The 14,483-nt window shown below is 63.4% G+C and carries 14 protein-coding genes; 11 read left to right on the top strand and 3 right to left on the bottom strand.

Annotated features, from left to right (window positions below; translation table 11 throughout):
• Nucleotides 1-137 precede the first annotated feature (137 nt).
• Both ACVOLZ_RS08520 and ACVOLZ_RS08515 read left to right on the top strand, forming a co-directional pair.
• Nucleotides 138-1,091 (top strand): hypothetical protein, encoded by a 954-nt coding sequence (locus ACVOLZ_RS08520; protein WP_481515786.1) that lies wholly within the window; start codon nucleotides 138-140, stop codon nucleotides 1,089-1,091.
• Between the two features lie 188 nt (nucleotides 1,092-1,279).
• A complete protein-coding gene (locus tag ACVOLZ_RS08515) occupies nucleotides 1,280-2,350 on the top strand; it encodes a chitinase (protein ID WP_481515785.1) in 1,071 nt (356 codons plus the stop codon).
• 236 nt (nucleotides 2,351-2,586) lie between these two features.
• On the opposite strand, the gene ACVOLZ_RS08510 is transcribed toward ACVOLZ_RS08515, so the two are convergent.
• Nucleotides 2,587-2,895: an ASCH domain-containing protein gene (locus tag ACVOLZ_RS08510; RefSeq protein ID WP_481515784.1), complete on the bottom strand. Its 309-nt coding sequence runs from the start codon at nucleotides 2,893-2,895 to the stop codon at nucleotides 2,587-2,589.
• 123 nt (nucleotides 2,896-3,018) lie between these two features.
• Here ACVOLZ_RS08510 and ACVOLZ_RS08505 point away from each other — a divergent pair, with 123 nt between their 5' ends.
• Nucleotides 3,019-3,792: a lytic transglycosylase domain-containing protein gene (locus tag ACVOLZ_RS08505; protein ID WP_481515783.1), complete on the top strand. Its 774-nt coding sequence runs from the start codon at nucleotides 3,019-3,021 to the stop codon at nucleotides 3,790-3,792.
• Between the two features lie 170 nt (nucleotides 3,793-3,962).
• Here the strand turns inward: ACVOLZ_RS08505 and ACVOLZ_RS08500 are convergent, their stop codons facing one another.
• Complete coding sequence (locus ACVOLZ_RS08500; protein ID WP_481515782.1) at nucleotides 3,963-4,436, bottom strand: hypothetical protein; 474 nt, start codon at nucleotides 4,434-4,436, stop codon at nucleotides 3,963-3,965.
• 87 nt (nucleotides 4,437-4,523) lie between these two features.
• Here ACVOLZ_RS08500 and ACVOLZ_RS08495 point away from each other — a divergent pair, with 87 nt between their 5' ends.
• The gene (locus ACVOLZ_RS08495) at nucleotides 4,524-6,605 is read left to right on the top strand and encodes an NHL repeat-containing protein (RefSeq protein WP_481515781.1); all 2,082 of its coding nucleotides are present in this window, start codon (nucleotides 4,524-4,526) and stop codon (nucleotides 6,603-6,605) included.
• Between the two features lie 106 nt (nucleotides 6,606-6,711).
• Here ACVOLZ_RS08495 and ACVOLZ_RS08490 read toward each other — a convergent pair whose 3' ends face one another.
• Entirely contained in the window at nucleotides 6,712-7,086 is a 375-nt protein-coding gene (locus ACVOLZ_RS08490) for a YciI family protein (RefSeq protein WP_481515780.1), read from the bottom strand.
• A 165-nt stretch (nucleotides 7,087-7,251) separates the two neighbouring features.
• On the opposite strand from ACVOLZ_RS08490, the gene ACVOLZ_RS08485 reads away from it, so the two are divergent.
• The 7 genes from ACVOLZ_RS08485 to ACVOLZ_RS08455 all read left to right on the top strand — a co-directional run bounded on the left by ACVOLZ_RS08485 (nucleotide 7,252) and on the right by ACVOLZ_RS08455 (nucleotide 14,292).
• Nucleotides 7,252-7,683 carry a YciI family protein gene (locus ACVOLZ_RS08485; protein WP_481515779.1) on the top strand — a complete coding sequence of 144 codons (432 nt, stop codon included), beginning with the start codon at nucleotides 7,252-7,254 and terminating at the stop codon, nucleotides 7,681-7,683.
• A 29-nt stretch (nucleotides 7,684-7,712) separates the two neighbouring features.
• A complete protein-coding gene (locus tag ACVOLZ_RS08480; RefSeq protein ID WP_481515778.1) occupies nucleotides 7,713-8,150 on the top strand; it encodes a VOC family protein in 438 nt (145 codons plus the stop codon).
• On the top strand, nucleotides 8,147-8,560 hold the full coding sequence (locus ACVOLZ_RS08475; protein WP_481515834.1) for a VOC family protein: 414 nt from the start codon (nucleotides 8,147-8,149) through the stop codon (nucleotides 8,558-8,560). Before ACVOLZ_RS08480 ends, ACVOLZ_RS08475 begins: the two co-directional genes overlap by 4 nt.
• Before the next feature lie 13 nt (nucleotides 8,561-8,573).
• The gene (locus ACVOLZ_RS08470) at nucleotides 8,574-8,930 is read left to right on the top strand and encodes a DUF1428 domain-containing protein (RefSeq protein WP_481515777.1); all 357 of its coding nucleotides are present in this window, start codon (nucleotides 8,574-8,576) and stop codon (nucleotides 8,928-8,930) included.
• A gap of 170 nt (nucleotides 8,931-9,100) precedes the next feature.
• Nucleotides 9,101-10,348, top strand: a complete 1,248-nt coding sequence (locus tag ACVOLZ_RS08465) for an RNA polymerase sigma factor (protein ID WP_481515776.1) — start codon at nucleotides 9,101-9,103, stop codon at nucleotides 10,346-10,348.
• Between the two features lie 68 nt (nucleotides 10,349-10,416).
• Nucleotides 10,417-12,066, top strand: a complete 1,650-nt coding sequence (locus tag ACVOLZ_RS08460) for a M28 family metallopeptidase (RefSeq protein ID WP_481515775.1) — start codon at nucleotides 10,417-10,419, stop codon at nucleotides 12,064-12,066.
• A gap of 252 nt (nucleotides 12,067-12,318) precedes the next feature.
• The gene (locus ACVOLZ_RS08455; RefSeq protein ID WP_481515774.1) at nucleotides 12,319-14,292 is read left to right on the top strand and encodes a hypothetical protein; all 1,974 of its coding nucleotides are present in this window, start codon (nucleotides 12,319-12,321) and stop codon (nucleotides 14,290-14,292) included.
• Nucleotides 14,293-14,483: the final 191 nt, after the last annotated feature.

Below are 14,483 nucleotides of genomic sequence, written 5' to 3'. Positions count from 1 at the left end.
ACCCACTCTTGCCACAGGTTCACGCATTCGAAGGGCACAATCGTGGAACTCGTTGCGCTCTTGTCGGTCTCTGTCCTGTGCGTTTGTACCGTGACAGGGCCGGTTAGTGCTCTGCGTCGTGTTTCTGATGGAGTTGCATGCGTTCTGACCGTTCAGCCGAACCGCTATCGACCCGACTGACCGCCGGCGTTATTGCCTTGGCATTCATGTCAGGGCTGGCGCGCCTTATGTTGCAGCTGCCGGAGCTGAACGTAGCGCGGGAAGAGACGCGGATCCAGCTGCGCTGGTTGGCGCCGTCAGCGGCGCCTGCCGTGCCGTTACTGCCGCAACAAGCGACGACGGCAGCGGTGTCGCATGAGCACACCGCACCGGTCACGGCGGTAGTCGATCGGCGAGCGGTTGCAGCCAATGCGCCACCTGCGCCGGCAGCGGCGAGCGCACCTGCGGCAGCGCAGGCGGGGTGGTCGCAGCGACTGTATGGCAAGGACGGCAACTTGGCGGTGCCCAAGGACGGCGCTGATCCGCGCCAGAAGAGTGCGACCGAACGCGTGTTCGAACACCGTGATGAACTGGCTGCCGGCGTTGGCGAGCGGCCGCTGGAGAAAATGGTTTCCGGCATGTTCGAGGACAAGACCAAGCCGCCGACCCTGGGTCAGATCGGTTCGCGTTTGATTCACGGCGCGGACATCCAGCCGGCGCAGGCAAGGCGCCCGCCTGAGGTGGCGTTCAATCCCAACCTGCATGAGCGCAAGTCCGACCTCGGTAGCGAAGCTACCGGAGATGCCTATAAGGCGGCGCCCATCCGTTACGAGAAAGCGCCGGACATGAAGGGTGAGGCCAGCCGTCGCATTCGTGTTGCGCTGGGCGCACTGGAGCAGCGCTATCCACGTTGCAATGCGCAGCAGCGAAGGCAATGGCTTGCCCCGGTGATGACACATCTGGATGCACTGCAACGCGCCGAGTACCGCTACAACAACGGGGCCGATCCGGTGGAGGCAGTGCACAGCCTGCTCAGTGCGGCCGACAGCGCCTACGACATGGCCCGTCGCGCGCTATGGGACGCCGAGCGACGCATGAAAATGTGCACTTGAGCGGAGGTCATCGCGGGCCAGTGGCGAGCCTTGCTGTCGTCATTGCCGGTGTCCATTGATCAGGCTGCGCGTCATGCCGCGGACAAACCGGGACAAACCAGGACGACTTTTATAAGTTGTTGTCTTTAAATGGCTTTTTGCTGGTTTCGCATGCCTAGAATCGGGCGTCTTCCTTTTCTGGTGTTGTGATGAAGTCGATCGGACTGTTGTTCTCCACGTTGGCGCTTGCTTCCACATTTGGCTGTCAGGCAAAGCCGGTGCCGGTGCCGTCCGCAGGCGTGGGCGTCGCTCCCGGGCATAGCCATGCGCTACCCAAGCATGCGCTGGTTGGCTATCTGCACAACTTCGACAACGGTATTGGCGTCTTGCCGGTCGGCAAGGTGGATGAAAGCTGGGACGTGATCGTGCTGGCTTTCGCCGATGACAAGGGCGAAGGCAAGGTGGCGTTCAACCCGGATCGCGCATTGGATCGCACGCAGCTGATCGCCGACATCGCCGCCAAGCGTGCGCAGGGCAAGATCGTGGTGCTGTCGTTCGGTGGTGAGCTGGGCACGGTGACCTTGAACACGCAGCGTGATGAAGACAACTTCGTCCGCACCACCGCCGATGCGATCAATACCTATGGCTTCGATGGCATCGATGTTGATCTGGAGAAGATTGCCGGTGTGGTGCACGGTGCACCGGTTACGCCGCACCTGATCTCGGCGGTGAAGCGCCTGCACGGCATGTACCCGAACCTGTACGTGTCGATGGCACCGGAGCACCCGTACGTGCAGGGCGGCTTTGTGTCGATGGAAGGTATCTGGGGTGCCTATCTGCCGCTGATCGACGGCCTGCGTGAGGAATTGGATCTGCTGCACGTGCAGCTCTACAACAATGGTGGGCTGCCCACGCCTTACCGTGCCGAGAAGTACCCGGGTGGCAGCGTGGACATGATGGTTGGCTCGGCCAAGATGCTGATTGAAGGTTTTGATCTGGCCAGTGGCAAGGGGCGGTTTGCAGGGCTGCGTGCCGATCAGGTTGCGCTGGCGTTGCCGTCGGGTTTGCGCGCTGCAGGCAATGGTTATGCGACGCCAGCGGATATCAATCGTGCCTTCGATTGCCTGACCACGGCTACTCAGTGTGATGAGGTGAAGCCGAGTCAGCCGCATCCGGATTTCCGTGGCGTGATGACCTGGTCGATCAATTGGGATGTTGCCGATGGGCGCGCGTTCTCGGTGCCGGTGGGCGGGCATCTGCGGGCGGCGCAGGGGCGTTGATTGCGGCGGGAGCTTTTGTGGTTTTGGGTTTTGGTTGAAGCAAAAGCAAAAGCAAAAGCAAAAGCTCCCCTCATCCGGTGCTTCGCACCACCTTCTCCCGTGAACGGGAGAAGGGAAGACTCAAAGCTAGAGCTAGAGCTAGAGCTAGAGCTAGAGCTCAAAGCCGAAGCCCAAAGCCCAAAGCCCAAAGCTCAAAGCTCAAAGCCGATCTGTTCGCTTCTCTGACGTCTGCGCTCTCACTCCACCCGGAAATGCACTAGCGTCACCAGCTCATCGCTGTGAAACCCGGGATACAAGCGCTGCATCACCGCAAGCAATCCTGCAGGCGTACGACAGTCAGGATCATGCTCATCGCGCAGATCGGCTTCATCCAGGGCATCAAAGGCCCGCAGCTCGGTCTGCAGTGACAATGGACCAATCTGGCGGCCTTCACCCAGTTCGATAAACGCCAATGCCACTCCGTGCCAACGCGCGCCTCGCCGTACGCTGGTGTTGCGTCCGGTATGGAACTGGGGGTTGTCAAAGCCGAGCAGGGGCACAGTCATGGGCGCTGGAAGGGGCTGGAAAGCAGGTATTCATTCTGGGCGCGATTGGCGGGTTTTTCATCACCTGCCGTTCAAACAGGCAGGCTCAGCATCGTCTCCTTCCTCACGATTGGATCCGGCCCCATGCCGCGCGCGGCCGCGCTTGTGCTGTTGCTGCTGTTGTACGGGCTGTGCTCGCCGTTGCAGGCGCGCACGGTGTACCGCTGCGTGCAGAAGGGCACGGTCAGCATGGCCACTGCGCCGGAGCCAGGCTCCAGCTGCAAGGCTATCGAGGTCGATGACAACGCCGTGCAGACGCCCAATCTATGGGGCAACTTCGGTGTGTTCAGCGGCACTCTGTATGAGCGTGAGCAGGACGGCAAGCTGGTCTATTCCACCCGCAATCTGCCGGGCTCAACGCCTTACCTGCGCTTCACCGTGGCCACGCCGCCGGGTGAGCCTGCGCATGAAGGACTGGGCCGGGTAGGCACGCCGCAGTTGAACCGGCATGCCCCGCAATTCCGCGCCGCTGCCAAGGCCACCGGCGTGGACGATGCCTGGCTGCGTGCGGTCGCTCATGCAGAAAGTGCGTTCGACGAAAAAGCGGTATCGCCTAAGGGCGCACAGGGGGTGATGCAGTTGATGCCGGAGACGGCAACCGAGTACGGGGTGAGTGATCCCTTGTCGCCGGCACAATCCATCAGTGGTGGCGCGCGTTACATGAAATCGCTGCTGCGTCGCTACAACGGTGACCGGACGTTGGCGGCAGCGGCTTACAACGCCGGGATCGGCGTGGTGGCACGCTATGGCGGAGTGCCGCCCTATGCGGAGACGCGGCAATACGTGGACAAGGTGCTGGCCTTGTATGGGCGTTACCGGGAGGCGATGGGGACGGCGCCGGAGAAGCCTGCTTTGTAGTGGGTTTTTCGGGACTGGGAAAGGCAAAAACGGAGCAGAGGCACCCCTCCCCAATCCTCCCCTTGCCTGCGGCAAAGGGAGGGGAGGTTCGCGCGGCGCTGCAGTTTTGGCTTGAGCCCCCTCCCTTGCGCAGCAGGGGAGGGCTGGGGAGGGGTGCTGTTGCTCTTGCTCTAATTCTCAGCACCAGCCAGCCCAGCTTCCAGCAACCGCAACTGCTCCCATCCGACGTGGTGCATCAGCTCACGCACCACCACCAGCGCGGCCACGAAATCCGGGCGCTCAGGGATATCCAGGCTCTTTGCCGGCATCCCCGCCGCAACCTGTGCCAGCTGGTTGAACGCCCGCTCGACTTCGTCGATGTCCAGCTCACAGATCGCTTGCGGCGGATAGCCCAGCACGCCCGGCAAGGGAGCCAGCACCGCATCGGCACACTCCAATACCTCCAACGAATCCAGGCGCAGGGCCGGAATCCACGGCATCAAGGCATCTTCGGTGCTGGCGATGGCCTGTTCCATTGCCTGCTCCGAAGGCGGGAAATGCTGCAGTCCCGCCTCCAACAACGAGGGCAGTGACAGCGACAGGCTGATATCCGTGCTCTGCCCAGCCTGCAGCCGGATCGCCTCTTCTTGCAGATATAGATGCATACGGTTCTCCACCATGCAGGGCTTTCGGCGGTTTCGCCGCGGGCCGTGAGCGTCTATGGTGCCGGGTCCGTAGTTGGTTGGGTGTACATGGATCGCAAATATTGGGCAATTGCCGTCATCGCCGTGACCGCCGCCGCGCTGGCTGCCACCTTCGTGTGGTCACCGCAGCCGCCCGCGCCAGCTGGTCCGCTGCCTACGCCGCTGGGCTGGCAGGCGCAGATCGAGCTGCTGGGTGGAGATGGCGTGGCGGGTAACAGCGCCGGCAAGGCTGCACAGACCCGCTTCAGTGATCCCTGGGGGCTGGCGATGGGCGGTGGCCTGTTGTTCGTCGCCGATGCCGGCGACAACAATCGCATTCTGTATCGCGGCTTGGACGGTGCCTTCCAGGTTCTGGCTGGTGGCATTGAAGGCTTTGCCGACGGGCAGGGCGCTGCGGCGAAGTTCAACACGCCTTCGGGCATCGCCTTGGATGCACAAGGCAATCTTTATGTGGCCGACACCGGTAACCACGCCATCCGCAGGATCAGCACGCAGGGCCAGGTCACTACCCTGGCCGGTGATGGCACGCCAGGCTTCGCCGACGGCAAGGGCGCGCAGGCGCGCTTCAATGGACCCATGGGCGTGGCGGTGGGTGCGGACGGCCGCGTCTATGTCGCCGATACCTGGAATGACCGCATCCGTGTGATAGCTGCTGACGGCACGGTCAGCACCCTGGCTGGCGGCGCACTGCCGGGTTGGGAAGACGGGCAAGGCGCACAGGCACGTTTTGATACGCCGACCGACCTGAAGTTCGACAGCCACGGCAATCTGTGGGTCGCCGATCTGCAGAACAACGCGCTGCGCACGGTCAGCAGCACCGGCATGGTCAGCACCCGCGTTGGCATACCCGATGCCGAACGCGTGCTGTGGGGGCCGATGACCCTGGCCATCACCCATGACGACGTGGTCTATGTGGGCGAGCGCCTCAGCGGGCGCGTGGTGCAGCTGTCACCGCATGGCCATAGGGTGGCCATCGCTGGCAACGACGCGCAGCGTTTCGCGCGTCCAGCGGGATTGGCGTTGGCACCCGATGGCAGCCTGCTGTTGAGCGACGCTGATGCCTATCGCATCCATCACCTTGTGCCGCGCACCGCGACCACAGTGCAGATGCTGCCGCAGCTCGGGCCATCGGCAGATAATCCGCTACCCGCCAACCAGGGGCGTTGGCCGCTGGCACCACAGCTGGGCTGGCATGAAGTGACCGGCACGCTGGGCGAGGTGCGTGGCAACTTCAGCGGCGAGAGCCGCCATCATCTGCATAGCGGTTTCGATGTGCGCGGTGATGTGGGCCAGACCGTGCTGGCCGTCGCCAGTGCCAAGGTCAGCAGCCCCGCATCGACCTGGACGCTGGGGGGCCAAGCCGAGGGCCTGTCGTTGGACAAGCTCGACTACATCCACATGAAAGTTGGTCGCGATGCAGCCAATCGCGGGCTGGATCCAGCGCGCATGCAGCTCGTGTACGACGAAGCAGGCCAGCTGGATCGGGTGCGCGTGCGTCGCGGTACCCGCTTCCAGCCAGGAGATGCGCTGGGCAGCATCAACAACCAGGCGCATGTGCATCTTGCCGTGGGACCGTCAGGTTATGAACGCAACGCGGTGCGTCTTGGTTTCTCCAACTACGCCGATCACGTCGCCCCGAAGATCGACGACATCGCCCTGCTCGACAGCAACAATCAACGTTTGACCGAAAAGGTTGATGGCCGCCTGCAGGTGCCACGCGATGGCGGGGGCCTGCAGTTGGTGGTGGAAGCCTGGGACCAGGTCGACAACAACCTGCCGCGTCGCCGCCTTGGCCTATACAGCCTTGGCTATCAGATCCTCGATGCGGGTGGCCAAGCACTGCCCGGTTACGAACAACCGCGTACCAACATCATCTTCAACCGCATGCCGCCGCAGCGCGAGGCAGTGAAGCTCGCCTATGCCGCCGATAGTGGCATCACCGTGCATGGCAGCAGCAGTACCCGCTTCCGCTATGTGCTGACCAATACCGTGCGTGATGGTTTGTTGGCCAGCGGAGAGCTGCAGCCGATGGAGCTGCAGCCAGGTATTTACACGATCCGGATCAGTGCCAAGGACTTCAGCGGCAATGCGGCGGTGGCAGGTAAAGAGTTGGCGCTTCAGCTTTACTGAGTGCAGTCCATAAGGGACCCGGGCGAGGGGAGCAGCTCCCTTGGGGCCTGAGCGAATTGTTTGCACCGGCCTGTTGCATGGGCGGGTACAAATCTGCGAATGGAGATCACGCCCTGACCCGCACCCGCTCAGCATCCAGATCATCCACCGCCCGTACCTCGATGCTGCCGTAAGCCGCCCACGGGAATTGCCTGGCGATGCGCATGGCCTCATCGGCGTCTGCTGCTTCGATCAGGTTGAAACCGGCGAGGATTTCGCGTGTCTCCGCGAACGGGCCATCGATGATCCGCGACTGGCCCTGACGGCTGCGCAGGGTCTGTGCGCTGGCTGCTGGCTGCAGACGTTGCGACATCAGCAAGGTGCCCTGCGCCTGCAGGGCATCGGCGTGTTGCAGGCAGCCACGCATCAGCGCGTCGTAGTCGTCGCCAGGCAAGGTCTGCAGCAGTTGCGGGTCGATGTAGATCAACAGCATGAACTTCATGGGTCCAGCCTCAGGCGCAGGGGTTGCACATGATGTCGCATCGCGTGTGCTGCGTTGCCGCATGAATCCATTCATAAAAAGGTGCCGGGAGCTTGTCGAGGTTGCCCGTTGTGCATCGTCGTACCTGATGTGTAGCGGGCATGCCGCCTGCAACGGAGCACAGTGATGAAAGTGATGGTGCTGGTGAAAGCCACCTCCGAGACCGAGGCCGGGGTCATGCCCACGCAGGCGGAGATCGCAGCGATGGGCGCTTTCAACGAAGAACTGGTCAAGGCCGGCATCATGCTGGCCGGCGAGGGTTTGAAGCCCACGTCGCAGGCGGCGCGGGTGCGTTTCGCCGCCGAAGGCCGCAGCGTGATCGATGGCCCGTTCGCCGAAACCCGCGAGCTCGTTGCCGGCTTCTGGCTGTGGCAGGTGCGTTCGCTGGATGAGGCGGTGGAGTGGCTCAAGCGTGCCCCATTCACCCCAACCAACGGCAGTGCAGTGGAAGTGGAAATCCGGCCGTTCTTCGAAGCTGAAGATTTCGGTGCGGCCTTCACTCCGGAATTGCAGGCGCAGGAGCAGCGTTTACGCGAGCAGATCGAACGCAACAACTGAACCCAACCCCGAGCAGCAGGAGCAAGACGATGAAATTGATTCCTTTTTTGGGCTTCAACGGCCAGACCCACGAGGCGATGGCGTTCTACGCCAAGGCCTTGGGCGGCAAGGTTGTATCGGAAATGAAGTACAGCGACATGCCGCCCAGTCCGGACATGGACGCGGAAGGTTGCGGCGGTTTCATGCCGCAAGCGGATCAGGTCGCGCACTGTCAGGTTGAAGCCGGCGGCGCGACGCTGATGGCTGCTGATGGTCCGCAAGGCGCTGGCGGCAGCGCCACCACCATCAATGTCGACGTCGACAGCATCGAGGAGGCCGAACGCGTGTTCGCAGCCCTGGCCGAAGGTGGGCAGGTGCAGATGGCGCTTGCCGAAACCTTCTGGGCGCACCGCTGGGGCATGTTGCTGGACCGCTACGGCAAGCCGTGGATGGTCAACTGCATGAAGCCGATGCCGGCGGAGGGCTGAGCATGAGCAACCCGCAGATGATCTTCGTCAATCTTCCGGTGCGTGACCTGCAGGCCTCCAGGACCTTCTTTGCTGCGCTTGGCTACAGCTTCAACCCGCAGTTCAGCGATGACAACGCCGCCTGCATGGTGATCAGCGACAGCATTTTCGTGATGCTGCTGGTGGAACCGTTCTTCCAGACCTTCACCACCAAGCCGCTGAGCGATGCACGCAAGCAGACCGAGGTGATCACCTGTTTGTCGGCGGTCAGCCGGACGGCGGTTGATGAGCTGGTGGACAAGGCCTTGGCCGCAGGTGGCAGCGAGCCGATGCCGGCGCGTGACTACGGCTTCATGTACCAGCGCGGCTTCCAGGATCTGGATGGCCACCTGTGGGAAATCGCCCATATGGATGGCGAGCCGGGCCAATAACCAGGAGACGATCATGGCTTACGTGGATGGATATGTATTGCCGGTGCCCAGCGCGAGAATCGATGATTACAAACGCATCGCGCGCAAGGCCGGAAAAGTGTGGAAAGAACATGGCGCCTTGGCCTATGTAGAGGCAGTGGCCGAGGACGTGAAGCCAGGCAAGCGCACCTCGTTTCCGCAGGCGGTGAAGCTGAAGGAGGACGAAGTGGTGATATTCGCCTACGTGCTGTTCCGCTCGCGTGCGCATCGCGACAAGGTAAACGCCAAGGCGATGGCTGATCCACGGCTGGCCGGCATGGGGCCAAAGGACATGCCGTTCGATGGCAAGCGCATGTTCTGGGGTGGGTTCAAGCCTTTCGTGCAGTTGTGAGGCGTCGCCCCCTCCCTTGCGTCGAAGGCGGAGGGGAGGGCTGGGGAGGGGTTGGCTTTTCGCATCACTGGTGCAGGCCCTTGCCGAGCATGGCTCGGCACTACCGCCGCTCACGCAAATGCAGGTTGCTCACTTGCGGTGATCGCACCACGATGCTCTGATCGCGCCCTATGACCGATCCACAACTGCAGCGATTGCTCGAGACCCTCTGGCGCATGGAATCGTCGCGCTTGATAGCGCGTTTGGCACGCATGCTCGGCGATCTCGAAAGCGCTGAAGAACTTGCGCAGGACGCATTGGTCGCGGCATTGGAGCATTGGCCAAAGCAAGGCGTCCCGGACAATCCCGCCGCCTGGTTGATGGCCACCGCACAGCGGCGTGCAATTGACCGGTTGCGACAGCGTCGCCTGCATGCGCAGCGGCAGGCGCAGGTCATCGACGAACAACAGGACTACGCCATGGGCGCGGATCAGTCCGACCATCTGGACGACATCGGTGACGATCTGCTGCGGTTGGTGTTCGTCGCCTGCCATCCTGAGTTACCAGCTGACGCACGGGTCGCACTGACCCTGCGCCTGCTATGCGGCTTGAGCACAACCGAAATCGCCCGCGCCTATCTGCTGCCCGAGCCCACCATCGCCCAGCGCATCGTCCGCGCCAAGCGCTTGTTGGCCGAACGTAAGGTGCCGTTTGAAGTGCCGCGTCTGCATGAACTTTCCGTGCGGCTACAGTCGGTGCTGGACGTGGTCTATCTGGTGTTCAACGAGGGCTATGCCGCCAGCAGCGGTGAGGATTGGATGCGCCCAGCGCTATGCGAGGAAGCGCTGCGCCTGTGCAGGGTGCTGACCGGTTTGATGCCCAATACCGTACCGGTGCTCGGCCTGTTGGCCTTGATGGAGCTGCAGGCCTCGCGTCTGCGCGCCCGCGTGGCGGCCGATGGCTCGGCCGTGCTGTTGCTGGATCAGGACCGCAGCCGTTGGGATTGGCTGCAGATCGCGCGCGGCCAAGCTGCGCTGGATCAGGCGGAGAAGTTGGGCGGCGGCGATGACGCCTATGTATTGCAGGCTGCTATCGCCGCCTGTCATGCGCGCGCACGGCAGGCCGAGCAGACCGATTGGCAAACCATTGCTGCGTTGTATGCGCGTCTGGCCGAGGTGATGCCGTCACCGGTGGTGGAGCTCAATCGTGTTGTGGCGGTAGCGCAGGCCCACGGTGCAGCGCCGGCCTGGAGCTTGCTGCAGGCGTTGATCGATGACCCGCAGCTACAAGGCTACGCACCACTGCAGGCCGTGCGCGGTGATCTGCTGGCGCGGCTTGGGCGTGCGCCCGAAGCGCGGCAGGCTTTCGAGCAGGCCGCTGAGCTGAGCAGCAATGCGCGCGAGCGCGAGGCGTTGCTGAGGCGAGTGGCAACCCTGTAATAAGACACTGCACACGAGCGTGCTGGGCTGGCTACACTCCAAAGCTTGCCTTACCACTGGAGTACTGCGTGAAACGAGTCGTAATCAGCCTGTTGGCGATGTCGGTATCCACGGCCTTGATGGCTGCACCGCCCAAGTTTGATGGCGCACGCATCTCGGCCGACGTCCGCGAGCTTTCCTCCGACGCCTATGAAGGTCGCTCCCCGGCGACTGCGGGCGAGGAAAAGACCATCGCTTTCCTGAGCAAGCAGTTCGCTGCTGCCGGCATGCAGCCGGGCGGCGACCTGCAGGACGGCAAGCGCCTGTGGACACAGGCTGTGCCGCTGCTCAAGGGCGATATCGTCGGCAAGCCGGTGCTGTCGCTGAGCAGCCAGGGCAAGCCGCAGACGCTGACCCAGGGCCAGGAAATCGCCGTGCGTGCCGCCATGAACGGTGCCAGCGCAGTGGATATCAGCAACGCACCACTGGTGTTTCTGGGCTATGGCGTCAAGGCGCCGGAGCGCAACTGGGACGACTTCAAGGGCGTGGACCTGAAGGGCAAGATTGCCGTGGTGCTGATCAACGATCCGGATTTTGAATCCGGCACCGGTGACTTCGACGGCAAAGGCATGACCTATTACGGCCGCTGGACGTACAAGTACGAAGAGGGCGCGCGCCAGGGCGCGGCCGGCGTGCTGATCGTCCACGAGACCGCACCGGCTTCCTATGGCTGGGCGACGGTGGCTGGTTCCAATACCAACACCATGTTCGACGTGGTCCGGCAGAACCCGGCCGAGGCGCACCCGGCGCTGGAAGGCTGGATCCAGCGCGATCTGGCGGTGGAATTGTTCAAGCGCGCCGGTCAGGATTTCGAAGCGCTGAAGAAGCAGGCGCAGTCGCGTGACTTCCAGCCGGTGGAGCTGAAGGGCGAAACCTTCTCGGCCAACTACCAGGTCAAGAACGAAGTCATCACCTCGCACAACGTGGTCGCACGTCTGGAGGGCAGCACCCATCCGGACGAAACCGTGATCTATTCCGGCCACTGGGATCACATCGGCGTGGGCGAGCCGGACGCACGCGGCGACCGCATCTTCAATGGTGCGATGGACAACGCCTCGGGCACTGCCGCGCTGGTCGAGCTGGCGCGTGGTTTTGCCACCCAGCCCAAGCCGCAGCGTTCGGTGTTGTTCCTGGCGGTAACCGCGGAAGAAAAGGGCCTGCTGGGCTCGGAGTACTACGCCAGCAATCCGCTGTACCCGCTGGCCAAGACCGTTGCCGTGATCAACATGGATGGCATGTCGCCGTACAGCCCCTCGCGCGACTTCGGCATCTACGGCACGGCCAAGGTCGAGCTGCTGGACCAGCTCAAGGACGTCGCCAAGGCTTGGGACATCCGTTACACCCCGGACACCAAGCCGGAAGCTGGCCTGTTCTTCCGCTCCGATCACTTCCCGTTCGCCAAGCGCGGCGTGCCGGCGCTGTCCTACGGTGCGGGGCAGGACTGGATCGACGGTGGCGTAGCAGCCGGCAAGAAGGCCTCCGACGAGTACACCGCCAAGCGCTACCACCAGCAGGGCGACGAATGGCAGGCCGACTGGACCTTCGCCGGTGCCGCGCGTGACCTGGAAGTGCTGTACACCCTGGGTGAGAAGCTGGCGAACTCGCGTGCCTGGCCGAACTGGAGCCCGGAAGAAAGTTTCCGTGCGACGCGTGATGCGAGTGCGGTTGAGCGGAAGTAAGGCGCGAGGGCTGTGCTTTGAAGCTTGTGCGTTGAAGCCCCTCTCCCGTTTACGGGAGAGGGGTTGGGGTGAGGGCAGCTCTTGCTGTAGAGCGCAGCCATGCTGCGCTTGGGACATTGCCGGTAAGGCCTCTGCCGAGCATGGCTCGGCACTACAGCCCCCCACCGGGAGAGGGGTTGGGGTGAGGGTACGGGCTCCCCACATACATATGGCGCCTCCAGAATCCCGACACAGCACCACCAAGGAAGACCCATGACAAACACCAGCGCTTGCCGCGCGATCCTGTGCCTGGTCGGCATTACCTCTTCGTTGTTGGTCTCCGCCGCGCCCTTGCCGGCAAACTGGCAGCTGCTGCCCACAGCACAACAGGAAGCAGAGAAGGGCCTGCCCTCGGCCCTGCAGACGCCGTTGCTGGCAAAGAACCAACGCCCGCTGCAGCAGGTCGAGTTGCTGGTGGCATTGCCGTTCGAGCAAGTGCTGCCGGTGGTACAAGCCAGCCTGGCACCGATGGGCAAGTTCAACGCATCGGTACAGCGCACCCGCGTGGCCTATATGGATCACGGCTGGGGCAATGTGCTGATCGCGCGCCGACCGGAGCTGAAGGCCGAGTTCATCCGTCGCTACCGCATGCCAGCATTGCGTACGGCGGTGGAGCAGGGCGCGTTGTTGGCCGAAGAGCTGCCGCTGCGTGAGCAACGCCTGCAGCGCGATCCAACGGTCGATGCAATGAGCGACAAGCTGGCCGAACTGCAGGGTAGCTTTGCCAGCTGGCAGGCCAGCGCCGAACAGAAACATGGTGTACTTGGTCGCGCCAGAAGCACAATCGAAGTGCGGGTCATGCAGGTCGACGAAGCACTGGGCAAACCGGCTACGGTGATCACCTTGAGCCGCACCGACGACTGGCCAAATCCGAACGGCGGCATCGTCGACCAGCTGCGCGAGTTCAACGTGATGGGCGGTGGGCCCTCGCCACGTCTAAGCCGCCGCCGCGTGCCTGAGGCGGTGTTCACACCGGTTTATGACGCCGTGCGCGTGCTGCCCGGCGCTGCGCTGCAGATCGGCGTCAGCGCCAGTGATTGGCAGCTGCCGGTGCAGGCAGGCAGTCGCATCGTCGAACCGATCTTGACGGCGCCGGGCGGCAACAAGGACGCAACCGCAGCGCAACGTCTGCTGCCCTTCGGCAGTGGTGACTACTACGACATGCGGCCGCTGGCCGATGGCAGCGTGCTCCTGCTCAGCAGCTATCCCGAGGCCCTGTGGCGCTGGGCGCCGGGCATGGGCGACAAGCCGCAGAGGCTGTGGCAGGCAGCTGCGGATGCCGGCCGCGCTGGCCTGAGCGTTGACCCGCAGGGCCGCAATGCCTGGCTGGCGGTGCAGCAGCAGCTCGTCAGCTACAGCCTGGACCAGCAACGTGCGCTGGCACATCCGCTGCGCTGGGCAGCCGGTGTGCGTAAGCCGATCAGCGGCGGCTGGAAATGGATGCAGGATGCACAAGGCAGGCCGGTGCCGTATGACCATGCCCTGGATGGCGGTGGCGGTATCCGCGACGTATTACGTGTACTGCAGCCGCAGACGATGCCGTCGGCCGACGGTGAGCCCTGGGTCTATGCGCAGCGCTTCGACGCGACACGACAGGGCGTGGTTGGCAGCTATCCCGGCAACTCGTTGGTCAAGCCGGTGCGCTGGGACGGACCGGGACGGGGCTTCTGGATCGAGGATCCGGCGGGCTTGACCGAATTGGATGGCACTACCGGTCGGGTCAGCCGCGTACTGAGCTTGCCGCGTCGCTTTGGCAAGGTCGATGGCAATGATGACACCGGCATGGCGCAGTGGGTGCCAGCGCCGTTTGGTTCGGGCAAAGGTGGTTGGGTCGCGGTCGGCTTCGTGCTGATGGAAGGCAACAGGCGCGATCCGGGTATGCATGTGGTGGATCTGGCCAGCGGCAAGCTTCGGCATTCACTGGCATTGCCGGGCCTGAACTCCTTGAACGCGGCAACGGCCTCGGCCGACGGGCGTCTGCTGGCCTTGGGCGGTAACGATGGCGGCACCCCGGTGCTGGCGGTGTGGAATCTGCAAAGCGGTCAATCGCTTTCCTTGAACCCCAGTCGCTCTGCCTGCTGGGATCTACGCCAGTTGCACTGGGCGCCGCAAGGTGACGCGCTGATCGGTCTGTGTGGCGACGGCGTGGCGCGTTGGGCGCTGCCAGCCGAATGGCGGTCCCGGTGATGCAGGTCGGATTTGTAGGAGCGGCGTAAACCGCGAAGCAGGTCGATCATCTGATTGCGGGCTTGTCTGGCCCGTCATTGCTGCCGGCTTCGCGGCGTAACCCCGCGCGAAAACCGCCCCGCCGAAACAAACCCCCCCAAACCAGCAGGGGGGCCGTTTTGAGGGGTTTGTAGGACGCCCCGTGCCAGCGG

This window comes from Stenotrophomonas sp. STEN020, from assembly GCF_056760195.1.
Note: the sequence above shows the minus strand (reverse complement) of the source record. Positions and strands in the feature narration are given on the sequence as shown.